The 14,921-nt window shown below is 55.8% G+C and carries 25 protein-coding genes and 1 tRNA gene; 8 read left to right on the top strand and 18 right to left on the bottom strand.

Annotation, left to right across the window (positions count from 1 at the left end; all coding sequences use genetic code 11):
* Window positions 1-32: 32 nt before the first annotated feature.
* Window positions 33-359: an Arc family DNA-binding protein gene (locus KVG88_RS21300; protein ID WP_003178899.1), complete on the bottom strand. Its 327-nt coding sequence runs from the start codon at window positions 357-359 to the stop codon at window positions 33-35.
* A 630-nt stretch (window positions 360-989) separates the two neighbouring features.
* On the opposite strand from KVG88_RS21300, the gene KVG88_RS21295 reads away from it, so the two are divergent.
* Window positions 990-1,066: transfer RNA gene (locus KVG88_RS21295), tRNA-Arg, on the top strand.
* 141 nt (window positions 1,067-1,207) lie between these two features.
* Here KVG88_RS21295 and KVG88_RS21290 read toward each other — a convergent pair.
* A complete protein-coding gene (locus KVG88_RS21290; RefSeq protein WP_217872686.1) occupies window positions 1,208-1,873 on the bottom strand; it encodes a DUF6680 family protein in 666 nt (221 codons plus the stop codon).
* A 122-nt stretch (window positions 1,874-1,995) separates the two neighbouring features.
* Window positions 1,996-2,625: a recombinase family protein gene (locus tag KVG88_RS21285; protein WP_217872685.1), complete on the bottom strand. Its 630-nt coding sequence runs from the start codon at window positions 2,623-2,625 to the stop codon at window positions 1,996-1,998.
* Window positions 2,626-2,812: 187 nt separating this feature from the next.
* Here KVG88_RS21285 and KVG88_RS21280 point away from each other — a divergent pair, with 187 nt between their 5' ends.
* Window positions 2,813-3,541 (top strand): competence protein CoiA family protein, encoded by a 729-nt coding sequence (locus tag KVG88_RS21280; protein WP_217872684.1) that lies wholly within the window; start codon window positions 2,813-2,815, stop codon window positions 3,539-3,541.
* A 10-nt stretch (window positions 3,542-3,551) separates the two neighbouring features.
* Here the strand turns inward: KVG88_RS21280 and KVG88_RS21275 are convergent, their stop codons facing one another.
* The 10 genes from KVG88_RS21275 to KVG88_RS21230 all read right to left on the bottom strand — a co-directional run bounded on the left by KVG88_RS21275 (window position 3,552) and on the right by KVG88_RS21230 (window position 8,645).
* Window positions 3,552-3,986: a hypothetical protein gene (locus tag KVG88_RS21275; RefSeq protein WP_217872683.1), complete on the bottom strand. Its 435-nt coding sequence runs from the start codon at window positions 3,984-3,986 to the stop codon at window positions 3,552-3,554.
* A gap of 44 nt (window positions 3,987-4,030) precedes the next feature.
* On the bottom strand, window positions 4,031-4,615 hold the full coding sequence (locus tag KVG88_RS21270; protein WP_217872682.1) for a tail assembly protein: 585 nt from the start codon (window positions 4,613-4,615) through the stop codon (window positions 4,031-4,033).
* A 3-nt stretch (window positions 4,616-4,618) separates the two neighbouring features.
* On the bottom strand, window positions 4,619-4,981 hold the full coding sequence (locus KVG88_RS21265; protein WP_217872681.1) for a hypothetical protein: 363 nt from the start codon (window positions 4,979-4,981) through the stop codon (window positions 4,619-4,621).
* Entirely contained in the window at window positions 4,978-5,175 is a 198-nt protein-coding gene (locus KVG88_RS21260; RefSeq protein ID WP_217872680.1) for a hypothetical protein, read from the bottom strand. Before KVG88_RS21260 ends, KVG88_RS21265 begins: the two co-directional genes overlap by 4 nt.
* A complete protein-coding gene (locus KVG88_RS21255) occupies window positions 5,172-5,615 on the bottom strand; it encodes a DUF5681 domain-containing protein (protein ID WP_225934101.1) in 444 nt (147 codons plus the stop codon). The genes KVG88_RS21260 and KVG88_RS21255 overlap by 4 nt, the downstream gene beginning before the upstream one ends.
* A gap of 3 nt (window positions 5,616-5,618) precedes the next feature.
* The gene (locus tag KVG88_RS21250) at window positions 5,619-6,404 is read right to left on the bottom strand and encodes a hypothetical protein (protein ID WP_217872679.1); all 786 of its coding nucleotides are present in this window, start codon (window positions 6,402-6,404) and stop codon (window positions 5,619-5,621) included.
* Between the two features lie 29 nt (window positions 6,405-6,433).
* Window positions 6,434-6,619 carry a hypothetical protein gene (locus tag KVG88_RS21245; protein WP_150652979.1) on the bottom strand — a complete coding sequence of 62 codons (186 nt, stop codon included), beginning with the start codon at window positions 6,617-6,619 and terminating at the stop codon, window positions 6,434-6,436.
* 14 nt (window positions 6,620-6,633) lie between these two features.
* The gene (locus KVG88_RS21240) at window positions 6,634-6,813 is read right to left on the bottom strand and encodes a hypothetical protein (RefSeq protein ID WP_044267641.1); all 180 of its coding nucleotides are present in this window, start codon (window positions 6,811-6,813) and stop codon (window positions 6,634-6,636) included.
* Window positions 6,814-7,161: 348 nt separating this feature from the next.
* Window positions 7,162-7,683: a hypothetical protein gene (locus tag KVG88_RS21235; RefSeq protein ID WP_217872678.1), complete on the bottom strand. Its 522-nt coding sequence runs from the start codon at window positions 7,681-7,683 to the stop codon at window positions 7,162-7,164.
* A gap of 503 nt (window positions 7,684-8,186) precedes the next feature.
* Window positions 8,187-8,645, bottom strand: coding sequence for a DUF2280 domain-containing protein (locus tag KVG88_RS21230; RefSeq protein ID WP_217872677.1), 459 nt, complete (start codon window positions 8,643-8,645; stop codon window positions 8,187-8,189).
* Window positions 8,646-8,834: 189 nt separating this feature from the next.
* Between KVG88_RS21230 and KVG88_RS21225 the strand changes: the two genes are divergently transcribed.
* The gene (locus tag KVG88_RS21225) at window positions 8,835-9,038 is read left to right on the top strand and encodes a hypothetical protein (RefSeq protein WP_217872676.1); all 204 of its coding nucleotides are present in this window, start codon (window positions 8,835-8,837) and stop codon (window positions 9,036-9,038) included.
* A 38-nt stretch (window positions 9,039-9,076) separates the two neighbouring features.
* Here KVG88_RS21225 and KVG88_RS21220 read toward each other — a convergent pair whose 3' ends face one another.
* Window positions 9,077-9,736 (bottom strand): DUF4145 domain-containing protein, encoded by a 660-nt coding sequence (locus tag KVG88_RS21220; protein WP_217872675.1) that lies wholly within the window; start codon window positions 9,734-9,736, stop codon window positions 9,077-9,079.
* A 149-nt stretch (window positions 9,737-9,885) separates the two neighbouring features.
* Here KVG88_RS21220 and KVG88_RS21215 point away from each other — a divergent pair, with 149 nt between their 5' ends.
* The 4 genes from KVG88_RS21215 to KVG88_RS21200 all read left to right on the top strand — a co-directional run bounded on the left by KVG88_RS21215 (window position 9,886) and on the right by KVG88_RS21200 (window position 10,983).
* Window positions 9,886-10,107: a hypothetical protein gene (locus KVG88_RS21215; RefSeq protein WP_217872674.1), complete on the top strand. Its 222-nt coding sequence runs from the start codon at window positions 9,886-9,888 to the stop codon at window positions 10,105-10,107.
* A gap of 104 nt (window positions 10,108-10,211) precedes the next feature.
* Window positions 10,212-10,397 carry a hypothetical protein gene (locus tag KVG88_RS21210; protein ID WP_217872673.1) on the top strand — a complete coding sequence of 62 codons (186 nt, stop codon included), beginning with the start codon at window positions 10,212-10,214 and terminating at the stop codon, window positions 10,395-10,397.
* Window positions 10,394-10,660: a hypothetical protein gene (locus tag KVG88_RS21205; RefSeq protein WP_217872672.1), complete on the top strand. Its 267-nt coding sequence runs from the start codon at window positions 10,394-10,396 to the stop codon at window positions 10,658-10,660. Before KVG88_RS21210 ends, KVG88_RS21205 begins: the two co-directional genes overlap by 4 nt.
* On the top strand, window positions 10,657-10,983 hold the full coding sequence (locus KVG88_RS21200; RefSeq protein ID WP_217872671.1) for a hypothetical protein: 327 nt from the start codon (window positions 10,657-10,659) through the stop codon (window positions 10,981-10,983). The genes KVG88_RS21205 and KVG88_RS21200 overlap by 4 nt, the downstream gene beginning before the upstream one ends.
* A 495-nt stretch (window positions 10,984-11,478) precedes the next feature.
* On the opposite strand, the gene KVG88_RS21195 is transcribed toward KVG88_RS21200, so the two are convergent.
* From KVG88_RS21195 to KVG88_RS21185, 3 genes are all read right to left on the bottom strand, one after another.
* Window positions 11,479-11,883, bottom strand: a complete 405-nt coding sequence (locus KVG88_RS21195) for a hypothetical protein (protein ID WP_217872670.1) — start codon at window positions 11,881-11,883, stop codon at window positions 11,479-11,481.
* 63 nt (window positions 11,884-11,946) lie between these two features.
* Window positions 11,947-12,183, bottom strand: coding sequence for a helix-turn-helix domain-containing protein (locus tag KVG88_RS21190; protein WP_217872669.1), 237 nt, complete (start codon window positions 12,181-12,183; stop codon window positions 11,947-11,949).
* A 118-nt stretch (window positions 12,184-12,301) separates the two neighbouring features.
* Entirely contained in the window at window positions 12,302-12,505 is a 204-nt protein-coding gene (locus tag KVG88_RS21185) for a helix-turn-helix domain-containing protein (protein ID WP_217872668.1), read from the bottom strand.
* A gap of 164 nt (window positions 12,506-12,669) precedes the next feature.
* Here KVG88_RS21185 and KVG88_RS21180 point away from each other — a divergent pair, with 164 nt between their 5' ends.
* Complete coding sequence (locus KVG88_RS21180; protein WP_217872667.1) at window positions 12,670-13,167, top strand: hypothetical protein; 498 nt, start codon at window positions 12,670-12,672, stop codon at window positions 13,165-13,167.
* On the opposite strand, the gene KVG88_RS21175 is transcribed toward KVG88_RS21180, so the two are convergent.
* Window positions 13,164-14,375, bottom strand: a complete 1,212-nt coding sequence (locus KVG88_RS21175; protein WP_217872666.1) for a site-specific integrase — start codon at window positions 14,373-14,375, stop codon at window positions 13,164-13,166. The two genes, KVG88_RS21180 and KVG88_RS21175, sit on opposite strands and share 4 nt — an antisense overlap.
* Window positions 14,376-14,921: the final 546 nt, after the last annotated feature.

Below are 14,921 nucleotides of genomic sequence, written 5' to 3'. Positions count from 1 at the left end.
GCGTTTAAGCTGGCTTGGATTGTCAGTCTGACTCAGGAGGCGTCTGCGGCCATTTCAGCGTCATGAGCGATCAGCGAAACGAGTGCGTTTTGCTGGCGATGGGAAAGTTGGCGGAAGCGTTGCAGCAGTTCACGTTCGTGCAACGAAAGCTCTGGGCTGTCCAGGCGCATGCTCAGCTCTTCGCCCAGCGCACCTTCCTGAATCAGGCTCTGCTCAAGGCGTGCGATGATTTCGGAGTTCATGCTGCGATGATGATTGCGAGCCACCTCGGCAATGCGTTCACGCATTCCGTCTGGCAGACGTACGACGAACTTGTCAGCCGTACGGCTGGAATAAATTGCCTGTTTCAATGGGCGCATATATTTAACCGGTTAGTTCAGGGGAGCGGTTCTCGGGATTGGCCGCAGGATGTCAGTTAGGACAAGCGTTGCAGCCAAATGTTCAACCTGAATTGAGAGAGGCGAGCATCATGCCTCAAAGTAGCCAGATCATTGGCGCCAATTCTGTGACAAATATTGAACTGGATAAAGGCGTTCTGCCAGCACCAATTGTCAGAAATGCGGACTGGTTGGAAAGTTGCCTGGTCCGTATCGCTGATCGCGTCTCTGCCCCTCAGTAGCGTCCAAGACTCTTGAGGGCGTTGCGTCCGAATTCGATCACTGTTCCTTACCTTTATAGGATAGTGGCAAATGGCCGATTTACTAGGGGGAGGATGCTGTTGAGAGCTATTTAGGATGGATGGCAGCCGGTTTTTGGTGCGCTGACGGGATTTGCTGTGTGGTTTGCGAGCCCTGCATTGCTTGGTGCGGATCTGATTTTCGAGGGGCGTTGGAAATATCTGGAGTAGGTCTGGGCCGCAGTGAAAGGCTTCCTGCTATATAGACGGCGTATGCCTACACTTAAAAAGCAAAAGGACGACATGACAAAGGCTGGCGTGGTCGTTAACATGCTCGCCGTCCATCGCCATGCGTTTCTTCGCAGGCACGTGTGTCTCAGTAGCTCAATTGGATAGAGCATCCCCCTCCTAAGGGGAAGGTTGGCAGTTCGAACCTGCCCTGGGACACCATATAAAACGGGCCTTTGAAGCCATTCTCCTGACAGTTAGTTTTCTTCATGACAGCAGGGTGGCAGCACCAGGCCAAAAAAAGCCCCACTCATTATCATCTGATGGGGCTTTTTTATGCGCGACCGACTTACTCGACCGGTGTTAGGCGGGAGGCTTTTCGTCAGTCTGCGCTGTGCTGCCGGGCTCTATCCGAACTTTCAGGTGACCTTGGCCAGCCAAAACTGCGGCAAGGCCTTCCTGTAGTTTCAACTGCGAATTTGTCATGTCCTCGCTGAAAGGGAAGCCGGTAACATTCATGTTAACCGGTTGGTTTCCGGATAGGACTTCAATTGCGTAGTGCCTCAGCTTTTGCTGGTCGAGCTCAAGATCTGTGTGTCCCTTGGGAATGTAAGCGCCGTTTCGCAAAAGAACACGGTCATACCGGAGATTCAGATCTGTAGCCATCGCGCTTAACATTAAAACCAAAAGCTCCTGCTGTTTCTCGACCCACCTTTCCGCGTTGGCCTCATTTATCGTCAGAGTGAGGTGCTCGAGGTAATCACGCCAAGTGTCCAAAACTTCTGTTTCTGAGGCCTTCCGGCGGTTTGAGCGGCCTCCGTTAAACGCGAGATCAATCATGTTCAATGCTCGAACGTGATCCGGCGAAAGCCTAGCGGCTCGAGTAGCCATCAAAGTGCTAAATATCCAGGCTTTCTGGTTTCTGGACTCATTCACGCGCTCGAGATATTTCTGCGCTTGAACCGCTAGGATCGGCCCAAGCAGTGTGGCTATGATGGTACCGATTCCGAAAACCCAATTAGCTTCCATTCTTTAGTCCGCAAGGTTGGAAATTTGGCTCGGCAGCAAGCGCCGAGTGGCGCTTTGAGAATATGCGTACTTTCCACCGCTCGCCAAGGCAAATGCACGAACACTCAACTATGGGCTTTCAATTACTTTTTTAAGGTCAGGGCGACGTGGTCTCTGATTCTCAAAACTGTGGTGGTCGAGCAGTTGGCGTGCCGAGCGGTTGCGCGAATGCCCAGGCCGGCGCCGAGCAGTTCCGTGACACGCTTATGCAGATCCTCATCGACTGGCCGGCCCTGGTACTTGCCGGCAGCTTTAGCCTTCTCGATACCCTGGGCCTGACGCTCACGGCGCTGCTCGTAATCCTTTCGCGCTATCGCTGCCATCATTTCCACCAGCATCGAGTTGATGGCGCCCAACATCCGGCCGGTGAACTCGTCGCCTTTGGTGTCCTGCATTCCTTGATGACTGGTCGGCAGATCGAGCGCGACGATGCGCAAGCCCTTGGAGTCGATCGCAGCCTTGAGCTTCTGCCAATCCTCCACAGGAAGGCGGGAGAGGCGGTCTATCGACTCCACCAGCAGGACGTCACCCTTGCGCGCATCTTTGAGCAGGCGCATCAGCTCAGGCCGATCTGCCGACGCGCCGCTGGCGTTCTCCAGGTACACGCTCGCGATCACCTTGTTGTGGTCGGTGGCGAATTGCTCGAGCGATGCCCGGGCGCGGCCGGCGTCCTGCTCTTCGGTTGATGCTCGGAGGTATGCGCGGATGAACATGATGTGCTGTCCGTATCAGTTAAGGTGTTCTACTAATACTGTTGCACTATGAGTGTCACTTATCAAGAAAAATGCGCAAATAAAGACGAATTTGCGCGTATCAGCTCAGGCATACCAGAAAAGAGCACATTGAGATGGCGTCGGAGGAGGCATAGCATGGTCGCTACTTGCCATCATGGAGTGCGGAATGATTTCAGCGATGATAGAAGGTGAAAAGAGGCCTCCCCAGGCGAAAGGAGAGCAAACCACCTGCGCCGGCTGTGGCGGCACGCTTAGGGCCGTCATCCCGCAATTCAAGGCTGCGCATTGGCGTCATGACAGCGGCGATTGCGATCCGTGGAGCGAGCCCGAAGGTGAATGGCATCTGGGATGGAAAGGTTTCTTCAGCCCTCACTATTGTGAAGTGTTCATGAGAGATCCAGAGACAAAGGAAATCCATAGAGCTGATGTTTTGTGTCCGCGGCCAGAAGGGGCAGGGGTAGTCTTAGAGCTACAACACTCTTCAATCTCGGAAGAGGAGCGGTCAGCCAGGGAGGAGTTTTACTCCAAAGAAAATCGAATGTTTTGGCTTCTGAATATGGGCAGGACTTCAGCCCTTTCATTCAATTTTGCATCGTGCCTCAACTTCAGTGAGGACAATCGGGTAGAGGTCGGGGGGCGTGACTTTTACCGGATGGAGTGGTTCATGCGTGGGACGATGCTGGATAAGTGGAAGCAATCTCGAGCACACGTTTTTTTAAATCACGGCCGCTTCGTTTTTTATCTTGCGACGAGGGCTGCGTGCCGTTCATTGGTCGACGGCCAAGCCAAAGGAGAATTTGCCTTGGCGCGCCTGACTGTGCGTGAGTTTCTTAAAGCTGTAGCTGGAGAGGACCCGTCTGCGCTCACGATATCTGCGGCTGACAGCGAGGCTTGATCGCTACTGATTAAATCGAGCTTGGGCGTATATCCGTTCCGTTCTGAGTGCCAGATATCCGGTACTTCTGCACTTCACCGGCGACAACCTCAGTCGCCGTCTCTTTCACTGGCTGGCCGATCTGCATTGCGCACAGGCCGCCACCGTCTTCGTCGCCGCCGATGCCGACGATATGTCGACCCGGCTTGACGTGGAATTTCGCCACCTCTCCAGTATCTAGGCGGGCCGCTCTTTTCCCATCAATGAGCAAGGTAACGAAGCATCCGCCTGAGGCCCAAAATCCATTATCACGGCTGACAACGAGCGTCCCACCACCGGACGTCTCAGTCTGGTAAGCGTAAATGCGATCGACTGGCACTCGCTTTGCCGAGCCAGAATCCACGGGGGTGCTTGAGCACCCAGCGATCAACGTGATAGCGGCAGCCGCTGGCAAAATCCTGTGCATGATTCGTCCTCATTGTTTGGAGGGCTGACTTTACACCAGGTCGACTAGATCTTGTCTTCGGCGTAGATCGACGCCGAGATGATCATTCCACCCCACCGACGATGGCCGATGCAAATCGGGACCGGGTTGCCGCTGGCTGTGGTGTTCTTGGCGCTGCCAAAGGCATACGACGGGGCGTTTTCGGGGGAGGTGCTCTGCTTCAGGCCGGTTGCCTGCGGGCTGAGCATTTGGATCACACCACCCGCTGCCAGGGCGATACCCGGCGCCAACGTTGCACCATTCGTGAAGGGACTCATGACGATTAGGGCGACACCGAGGATTGTTTGCAGCAGACCGGCGCGCTTGCTACCCGCGATCACCGGCACGATGCGGATCTCCTTCGCTCCGCCCATCTTCAACTCCTGTTCGCCTATGTTCTTTCTGTTGCGGAACACCGCGAACTCCAGACCCTTCATTTTCGCGTCAGCGAGGTACTTCGCAAAACCGGGATGGTTGACGTCGATCGCCTTCACGGCCTCCCGCGTGTCGCCGGTGGAAAGCTCGTAAATGTGTTCGCGTCCAAACAGCTTGCCGGCCGAGCCGCCCAGCAGGATTCGGGTTTTGGTGCCGTAGTTGGTGGCCATAGCCATATTTTACTCCTTGGCGCCCTGGGCGCTGTTGTTGGGCACCGAAACGCCCAGTCGGATGGCGAGCAGCGCGCGCGACATACGCGCCTGGTCGACCGTCACCTGTTCGTGTCGCGGGTCGTAGTTCCAGATCCGGTCATAGATCCCTTGGTAGGCTCTGGCACCCCGGAAGGTGCCGCGCAGAAGATCGGCCGACACCCTGGCTTCATCCTCGGTGAAGAACGGCCCGTCAATCGTCACCTTCTGGCCATCGCGGACATGCTGTACATCCCACACCACGTAGCCAGAGTCGGCGCCCTGCTTCAAAGGGGAGGGTGCAAAGCGGGTTGTCCTGCAGGCTTCGGCGAAACGCTCCTGATGAGAATTCATAACTGGCTCCCGGCGCTCGACTTCTGCGCCTCATTAAATACGGCGGTTAGGGAGTCGTGCTCCCGAGCCGAGCCACCACCGGCGGCCTCGGCGCTTAATTCATCCATCAGGTCGCTGATCGCCTTCACGTCGCTGTCGTTTAGCGCCTGGCGCGCCTGCTGGCGCAATTTCGCGAGTTCTGTTCTGACGCTCACTGCAGGCCTCCGATTTGTTGGCGAAGCTCCTCGATAGCCTTCTGCAACTCAGTAACCTCAATCACCCGCGCAACCGCTCCCAGGCCGTCGATTAGCGACTTGCCTTGATCGGGGGCGAGCTGGCCGTCGGCGACTGCGCGCATGATCGAGCGGGCAGCACTCGGGAGGTCCGTATCGTCGAGATCGAATTGCACAGGTTCGGATGTGGGTTTCATCGGCGGAACGAGCCGCTCAAGGATTAGGCGGCACGCTTGCATATCGCCCTTTTTGGCTGCAGCCAGAATCTTGCGTGTGACGGCTTCAGCGCCTTCTGCCAACTTCGCGCGAATAGCCTGGGTTTGGCCTGAACGCCCCCCTGGGTTGCCGGAATGGCCGGGAGCGAATCGCCCCCCGGCAACTCGGCCCGGCGCCGCCTCCGCTGGTGGCAACGGCTTGGACAATGATTAAGCTCCTTCGCCTTGGATTTGCTTCTTGAGCGCCTCGTCGGACTCTTCCTCTTCTTGCTTGACCCGCTCCAGGCGCTCTTGGATGCGCTCAATGGTGGATTCTGCCGGACCTTGCACCAGCTCTTTTGCAGCCTCGCCTGCCGCATCAACACGCTCGTCGAGACTGATGCCCGCGTCGGCACTGATCAGGCCAAAGGCTGTCCGGAGCGCGTCCTGTGCGGCGTCTGCCGCTTCGGTCAGGTCGGCGATCTCTTGCGCTTCTCGTGGATTGGCGCGCACCAGGGCCTCCTTGGTGATTCGGGCATACCACTCGCTGCTGACACCGCTCAGTTCGCGAGGGAGGCGAAGTGCGGCGTCAACGTAGGCTTTGTCAGTGCCCGCCAGAAGCGTTGCGTTGCGCTCTGGTGGGCTCATGGCTCGCAACTGGGCGGCCAAGGCCAGGTCGATCTGGACGGCGATAGGGTCGTTATCCCGGTACGGCTTAACGGCGGTCACCTTGTCGGCGCGCTCCTTGACCTTTTCCTTGTACTTCTCAAAGTCGCGCTGCAATTGGCCCAGAAGGTACAGCCGATCTTTCGCGGTTGCCCGTATGTCTTCCTGTTTCGCACTATCCGAGCGGCGGGCGTCGTTGATGATGCCCATTGCCGCGATTTGCAGGCCCTCGACGTGATTTCTGGCCTCGCGAGCGACGGCGTAGAGATCTGCAAACGGACCGGCTTCGGGGAATTTCCACATCCCTACCAGGCGGCTTTTGCCACCGGATTCAGCGCGCAGTGTTTTCATCTGAGTTCGTTTCTCCAATTTTGTCAGGGTCAGTCCCAGCGCTTCGGCGCAAGGTCTTTAACGTCTACGTCCGCCAGGTCAATCACGCGGAAGTCGACGTAGCCATTACGGCCATGGATGCGATATCCACCTGAAGGGACGGGATCAATGCTGATGCCGAGAGACTGGGCACGCCGGCGGACGATTTGGCGGATCTCTTCGACGCTGCTTTTCATTTGGTCTAGTTCCGCTATGCCGAAAGGGTGTCTGTGGTGGCGATCAGCGGGCGGTTCTCAACGAGCGCGATCAGAAGGGCGCTTGCCTGCACGCTGCCCTGGTCTGCCGCTGTGCGCAGACGCCCCCAAGCGGCTTTGACTTCGGCGCGGGTTGGTTTGGCCTGGTGGCCGCGGGGCTTGGTAGTAGTCGACATGATCTGTCCTCGATGAGCTGCTGGAAGCCTTACGAGAACCAAATTACGTCTGATCTGAGCATATATCCAGTGCTTTTAGGGTGCACCTCAGCTGTTACACGTGAGTGGACGCACCCGGACTGAAATAGTTGGTTTTGAGCGTGCTGAGAATAATTTTTTCGTTGCAGTATGTTGTGGTTACCCTAACTGCAACGGGCAAGAAAAAGCCCCCGTTCAGAGGGCTTGTTATTAAGCTTTTTTCGGAGGAGGTGGAGGAGGGTCGCGCCGAGGAAGCGGTACGTCACTTTTGATATTTCTCATCGGCGGTGGGGGGGGTGGGGGGGGCTTCTGCTCAGCCATCGGTAACTCCTAGGTGCGGGTGTAAGTGAATACTGGGAGAAAGGAGAACATTGACCAGATGACAGCGTAGATAACGTTTTTCGACAATGCGTCGAGTTCATTACCTCTTCGATCGTTGTTGGTTGCATTTTTTGTTGCGCCCATGACGTAATAGTCCATCATGATTTGCATGAAAAAGCTGTTTGCGAGCTCTACACTTCCATCGTAATAACTGATCAGGGTCTTCCGATGGTCCTCAAGCTTTTCGGCTACTGGTATCGCTAGATCGTCAAACCGGATGCGCCAGGCTCGGGCGAAATGCCACATAGCTCTGATGATGAAAACGCCCGCTCCAAGGTAAAGAATCCAAAAATAAATCCCTGCTGTTGTGTCCGTCGGCGGCGCCTTGGGAAGAAGGTAGGAGAGGAAGCTCAGTAACGCGATGATCATCGCCAAGGGCAAATTAAGGCGAGAAAGCAGCTTCTCCTTCCGATCCGCTTCCGCCATATAGATTTTCTCGTACAGCTTGAACTCCTCATCTTCGGACTTCATGTCAGGCTTGCTCCAGTGCATTTTTGGCGTGGCTTGAGGCCATCATCGTCTGCTTGCCTCGCTTCTGCCAGCCCTAGCCCACAAATGTCGTTTCACTGCTTTGTGGCCGCAAGGTACTGCCGGATTTCCCATCACACATTCGTATTCGTGGAAACTCAAATGGGGGGCTGAGCCTGACCTCCCATTTCGGTATGGCAGGTGTTGCGACACGTTTCGTCAGATCTGAAAAGGTGTCGCGTACTTGATGATCCAGATTTGGATGAGTCTTCTCCCAGCGGGGTAATACCTCGGATATTAGGGGTTTCGAACTACCGAGAAATCCTCGGCGGTTCGCGGCCAAGGCGAAGTGAGGGAAAACCACTTCGGTCTGAAGGTTTAAAGGTTACCGAGGATCACAATTAAATAGGCCTGCTCCGACCTGCTGTCAGGGGGCGTTTTAACGTTAGATAACGGTGAGGTAACGGTGAGGTAACGGTGGGCGCGTTACTTAGGCCTGGTCGCGATCAGGCCGTGACCGCGGCGGAACCTGCGAAAGAGAAATCCACACCCACTGGCGCGGCCGGCGCCATCGGCTCTCCCTCGGTTTTTGCCCGGCGCTTGGTGTTTATGTCGCCGCATTCCCGGGCGGCCTGCTCCAGCAGCTTCATGGAAAGCACCAGGTTGCCGCTCGCTTCGGCCTCCTCGAGCATTCTTCCCAGCGCACGCAGTCGAACGGCGCGGTTTGCGATCGGCTCCCTGATCGCCTCATCACGGAATCCCTCGCGGGTATCGTTGAACAGCGTCACCCAGCGCTTGGCCAGGCCCTTGCTGCTCTTTCGGGTCGGATCGTGGGCTTCGACGTGCTGGCGCGACACGGCGACCCCGAAACGCTCTCTTACGGCGCCGGCGACCTGAGAAGGCGAGTCAAAGCAGGCGAGGGCCTGGACGATAAAGGATTTGATTTCGTTGTTGAGCGCGGCCATGGGCTGAATCTGTCTAGGGTCTGTCAAGAATTCGTCCATAGTTGCCCGGAAAGCACCGGATGGCAACAGGGCCGAAAGCTCGGCTCAGTGGTTTTCAGCGAGATATTTCTCTGTAAATTCGTTGTTTTGCAGTGGTTATGCCTGTCTTCGGAGATACACTCAAATCTGAGTACATCTCCCGGAGCCCCTATGTCGATCATCGATTGCGATTGCCTGCCCAATCCGGCCAAGACCAAATTCCCGCCCGAGCTGGCCCTGCTGATCGTGCGCAAGGGCGCATCGCTTGCCGACGCCTTCGAGCAGCAAGCGCTCGATCAGCTCACCCGAGACGCAGCCTCAGCGATAGCCGCCGGCGCCGATCCGCGCCAGGTGATTAGTCAGATGCGCCTGTAACTTCTGATTTGGCTCGCCTGACCGGATTACGAGGCCGATTAAAAATGTGCGACGAGGAACCGTTGCACGTCGTCGATCATGCCCCTCACCTGGTCTTTAGTGAACTCTTCTGGCTTGCCATGAGCCGCGCTGTTTCGGATCGCTGACAGAGACGTGATTTGCTTTTTCTGGTTGGCGTTGTATGCGCCGGCCTTTGCAAGATCATCATTCATCTTATTGATGCTGCCGTGCTCTATTCCACTGATGGAGCACAGGTCGCGGAGGGCGGTCTCAAGCACCACTCCAGCAATTACCGCCGAGGCCGTTGCATACCCTCTGCCTAGAAGCTCTTCAGCCTGCTCGAGTTCGTTGTTGAAGACCTCAGCTTGCACCAGGTTTCGGAGGGAGTTGAGGTAGCCTCCTTCAAAGTCTTCCTTTGTGGCAAGGAACACCGCGCCCATTCGGTTAAGGCGATCTACATTGGAGTCATACGAGCGCTGCTCCTCTGATTTATTAAACATCTGAAGCTGGCTTGAATTCTCGCCACACGTCCGCTCTATCAGGGATCTCGCTTTGACCCCCCAATTCAGAACGACATCCCACGACAGGTATTTCTCCATCTTGTCGGTAAAACCATTTCTTCTCATGACGGCGCTTTTTTGTAGTTCCATCAGTTGTTGCTCAAGCTCGCCGAACCGTTTCCCGAACAGTGCCGTCATTCTATTTTCCTTCCGTTAGAGGTAGCCGATCTTCGCCTGCGATCACCACAACAACAAGGTGTTTGGTCTGCAATTATTTCGCATTACTCTATTGTGTTACCCGTAACGGCGTGCCATTATCGTTTTGTGTTACGGGTAACGAGGCGGGCATGAAAGACGACAAGAAGACTAAGAGCACCACGGAACGACAACGCGAATTCAGGGAGCGACAGCGCGAAGCCGGGTTCAAACAGCAGACGTTGTGGATTCATTCCGAAACAGAGGAAGAGGGCAAGCTGGCGGCGCGGGAAGGAAAGCCACTCAAGCCAATGGAGTCGAAAGACCCCTTAAGCTGGGCGGCAGGCTGGATAAGCGAGAAGGGTAAGCAGTAACGGTTGAAGCGATGGCTCAGATGCGAGCCATCAGAGAAGAAGTGCCAACCCGGTGTGCAACCACCGGGCCGGCTATCGCACGACACAACTTGAAGGTACACGTCATGCAATTTAAACAGAATACCATCCAAATCATCGACGCGCGCGGTGAAGTCATCGGCAGCATGACTCTGCCGGCCGGGATCAAGCTCGCCGACTTGGCCCCGCTGAAAGCCCTGGGCGCGATCAACGTCAAGGTGGTGCCGGATGCTCCAGCATTCATCGGACTGAGCGTAGGGGGGGGGCAATGAATCGCTCAGGTTATGAGATTGCTGAGACAGGTCTTGATGATCTGTATTCGGTGCAGAACGCCTTCAACAACATCCACGCAATCTTTACCTTGATGCTCGAGACGTTCCCGGAGGATGGGACTGCGCACGCATTTGCTCAGCTCGGTATCGCCGAGGTGAATGAGTGGTCGACTAAGGTTTTTCAGTGGTCAGAGTGCATGGATAACGAACTGGATGTTCTTCGCGTACAGAGCCTCGGATATCCAGTTGGAGGTGGGCAATGATCACCTCTATCAACGATCGCGACGATCTTAGTTTCACCGCACGCGATGGCATGGGCCGACTGATCAACTGGCCTCGGAACAATCCAGGAGTGCCGGCGGACTGGCAAAAGGGAATCGACTACTTCGAGGGCGAGGTGCGCGACCTGGCGCTCCATGACGAAACTGAAGCGTTCGACGCCATCCGATTCGCGCTCTGCGGCATGGGCGGGCACTACACCAGCCTCGAAATCGGATTCATCGATCGCCTTGCCAGGGCGGCGGTGATTGGGCTTCGCGCGCTTAGTGATGGTGCCGAGCCGTTCGCTCCCACGGACACTGACTGAAAAACTGTCAAACTTTCGTTGTATCGAAGGCACTACCCTGCAACGGGGTAGTGCCTTTTGCTGTGGAAGCGAGTCGAGTTAAATCGTCAACTACCTGCCTTTTCCTTTCTCGACTTGATAGATCAAATCCTTCCGTACCTCTTCTGCACACGGGCGACACATCCCGATCTGCGTCCAAGGCAGGAACTCGACAACGATAAAAGTGAAGCCACCAGCACGCTTACATTTACCCGCGTGCTGGTGATGGCAGCGCTCTTGTTTGTAGGTCGTTGGTCCCATCTTATTAACCCCCGGTGGTGGTAATTTAATAAGGGTGGGATATTTTCCCTTTACCCATGCTTCTGGAGGCCCCGGTTTCACTGGAAAGTAGTGGGAAAAAATCCCAGTACCCGAACAGGTCAAAGACGCAACCGGACGTAACCGGACAATGGGCGCTCTGTGACTGGGAGAATTTCCCAGTACTAGAGGGAAAAATTCCCACCGAAAAACTCGAAATCAAATGAACTTGAAGCGCGGCGGGCCAGGGCCAATTTCCAGCTCTTTCCCAGGGCAGTCATCTATCGCCGCCCAGGTAATTGCATACAGCGCACAGCGAGCCATACCCTGCTCCCTGCCCCCTTTGCGGCTTTCCCTGGTGCGAACGATCAATCCGGCCTCCAATAGCTCGGCCAAGGCAGACGCAAGCGTCTTGGCGTCCATGGGTTTACCCTTGGCCATCATCGAGGCAGTGCAAGATAGGTCGCCGTTATTTCGGCCGTTGTAATTCCTGGCCAGCTTGATCAGCACTGTTACCGCCTTGGTCGACAGGTTGTCGAAGGCGTCACTGACCAGCAGTCGATAGGGCAGGGCCAGCACTCGGCCGCCGCCAAAGTCGACTTTGTATTTTGTCTTTCTGGCCATTCAGCGGCTCACAGGCAGGCGCGAGGGAATCCTCAAGACTGAGGGCGCCCCCGCTTCTCTGATTTACGACGCTTCGCGCATGAGGATGTACTTGGCGACGCGGTGAGGCGGGCGGCCCGGCTCAGTGGACTGGTGCGTCCAGTTGGTGCGGATTTCGTGCCCCTTTTTCCTGAGGCGCCGGATCGTATTGGGTGGCTGGACGATATCCAGGTTCTTGGCGGCTTCGATGGTCGATACCGGCCCGTTTCGTAGGGCCTCCATCATCTTGCGGTCTTGCTCAGTTGAAGAATGGCGTGTCATAGTTTGGCCTTCACGTTGGTGCTATCCAGTGTGTTTTCGCTAAGGCGGTGCTCGAACACCGCCTTAGCAATCCCCTGCGCTGCCTTGCGCAATTCCAGCTCCTTACTCTTTCCGCACTTCATCGTGCGCCGTCCTTTGCTGCGCGCCCAATGAACGCCTCCAGGTCGGAAGCCAAAGCCAGGCGCCGACGCCCAATCTTGAAGGTCTTGATTTCGCCTTGAGCGATCAGCTCATAAACGGATGATCGCGAGATGCCAAGGACGCGGGCGGAGTCTTCGATACTCACCGACAGCGGCGCCATTTGTTGCTGTGCTTGTTCCATAGATATCTCCAAATTCCAGTCGAGAGTAAGAGTGCGACACTGGAATGCTATTGCTGTATTTGCTGTACGTCAACTGCAATCATGTGATTGGTGTGAGCGCATGGACTTCCATGGACGCAAAAGGTAGGATTCGATTTGAGCGTAATTTGAAAGGTGTGGACGAGATGGCTAAGAACAAGCCCAGCCAGGGCGCACGGAAGACAGAGACCTTGACGCTACGTCTTGACCCGAAGGTAAAGATGATGATCGAGATGATCTCGCGTATCCGGCGGCAATCCATTACGGGAGTGGTTGAGGCGGCAATCGAAGAAATTGCATTCGACTTGGATGTGCCTTTTTTCTATGGAAAAGAGACAAGCACCTGGTCGCTGTCTAATGTAATCACCGAAGTTTGGTCAACCGATGAGAGCGAGCGATTCATCAACACTTGCTATCACCTGCCTACGCTGCTCACTTACGAGGAGCAGCGAATCTGGGAAACCATCAAGGCGTCTAAAGTTTTCCTGGCCACAGATGCAACCGTTATGGAAACTTTTTGGGAGGTCGAGGGGCTTGGTCGGCTTGACCGCTCAAGCGTGCGTATTTGGTGGGCATATCTACTTGAGCACGTAGATGAACACAAAGATAGCCGAACCATTGTTCCGTTCGAGCCGCCATTCTAAATCAGTTCGACCGCTGCAGCCTTCGTGCCTGGGGCTAGGTGAGCATAGCGCAAAGTCATTTTGATATCGGTGTGCCCCAACAGGTCCCGCACCGTGTTTAGGGGGACGCCGGCCATCACCAGGCGTGACGCGAAGTCGTGGCGCATATCGTGCCATCGGAACGCCTCGATCTGCGCCCGCTCCAGTAGCTTGAGCCAGGCGCTTTTCACATCCTCAAAGCGGCCGCCGTCCTGCCCGGGGAACACATACTGGGAATCCCCGCTCTGCTTTTTCCACTCTTCCAGCACTCCGAATGCCTCCTTGTTCATTGGGATGTGGCGCGTGTCGCTTGTTTTGGTGGTGTCGCCGGCGACCGTAACCGTCCTGGTTTCGAAGTCCACAACAGGCCATTTCAGATCAAACAGCTCGCCGCGTCTCATGCCCGTATTCAGGGACAACAACACCATTGGTTTCAGATGATCCGTGTACGGGATCTGCAGCAGGCTGGCCAACTGCTTTTTTCCCCGATCTGCGCGCCACTTGTTCGCCGTCTCACGTTCGGCGCGCGCCTCGTCCTGCCGGTTATCCAGTGCTTCACGCAGGCGCCTGGCTTCTTCGGCGCTCAGGTACCGAATAACCCCGTTGGAATCGACCTTGAGTTGTTTCAGCTTGGCCATCGGGTGATCAGCGATGTAGTCCCACTCGACCGCCCTGCTGAATACCCCGCTGATTGAACCCATTTTTCGGTTCACCGTTGAAGGCTTGTTGCCGGCCCGCATCCATCCGGTGCGGATCTGCTCCAGATCGCGACCCGTGATATCGCCCAGGCGCCGAGACATGATCGCTTCGAAGTTGTTGTCGAGCGTATGCAGGGTCTTTTCATGGCCTTTGTGGTGGGCCTTGAACCACGACATATAGGTGTCGTCGATGAATTCGCGCAGAGAGGGTAGGGCGATCCCCTTACGGCCCTGGGCGACTGCCAAGGGCTCGCCGTGGGCGTGCGCGTCTGCCAGGTACTGGGCGGCCTCGGTTCGGGCTTGATCGAGCGTTAGGACGCCGACGCGACCCAAGGTGGCGTTCTTGTTGCGTCCCCAGGTGACCATGTACGACTTGTGCCCGCTGGGCAGCACGCGAATGAAGAAGCCCGGTTGCACTGTGTCATGCACGCGGTATGCTTTCGGCTCGGCGGCCAGGCTGCCGATCAGCTTTTGAGTGATTTTGGTTTTCAAGGGTTCGACCGTGACAGCAGGGTGGCAGCAAAAAACACTATACCGGTGTGTTTGTACGGACTCAACCGGACGGAAAATCCCAGTAGCAGCGGGCGCGACCTTGATTCTGTTGACCCTGATTTGACCCTCCTAAGGGGAAGGTTGGCAGTTCGAACCTGCCCTGGGACACCATATTTCTTGCCTCTCTTCCTTGTCTGGCGCTCGTCAGGCGCCTGCTTTTGCTCAAATCCTCAAGTGTCGTTCTCTTCTTCTATATAGAAGAAGCCTGTGTTTCTTGCGTTTAAGTCCTAAATAGTAGAAAAGCGAAATCAATGCTTGACGACAGATCTCAGGTGTCTATAATTCGCCCCACTTCCGGCGCAGTCGAAACGGAAAACTCCTTGGTAAACAACGAGTTACGCAGTTTTCGACAGTGGGTTGCTTCAGGTCATCGAAGCCAAAAAGGGAGTTGAAAAAGAGGTGTTGACAGCAGCGTGTAACGCTGTAGAATTCGCCTCCCGCTGACGAGAGATCGGAAGCGCAAGTGGTTGAAGTTGTTAAGGAAAA

The organism is Pseudomonas azerbaijanoccidentalis (assembly GCF_019145495.1).
Taxonomy (GTDB): domain Bacteria; phylum Pseudomonadota; class Gammaproteobacteria; order Pseudomonadales; family Pseudomonadaceae; genus Aquipseudomonas; species Aquipseudomonas azerbaijanoccidentalis.
Note: the sequence above shows the minus strand (reverse complement) of the source record. Positions and strands in the feature narration are given on the sequence as shown.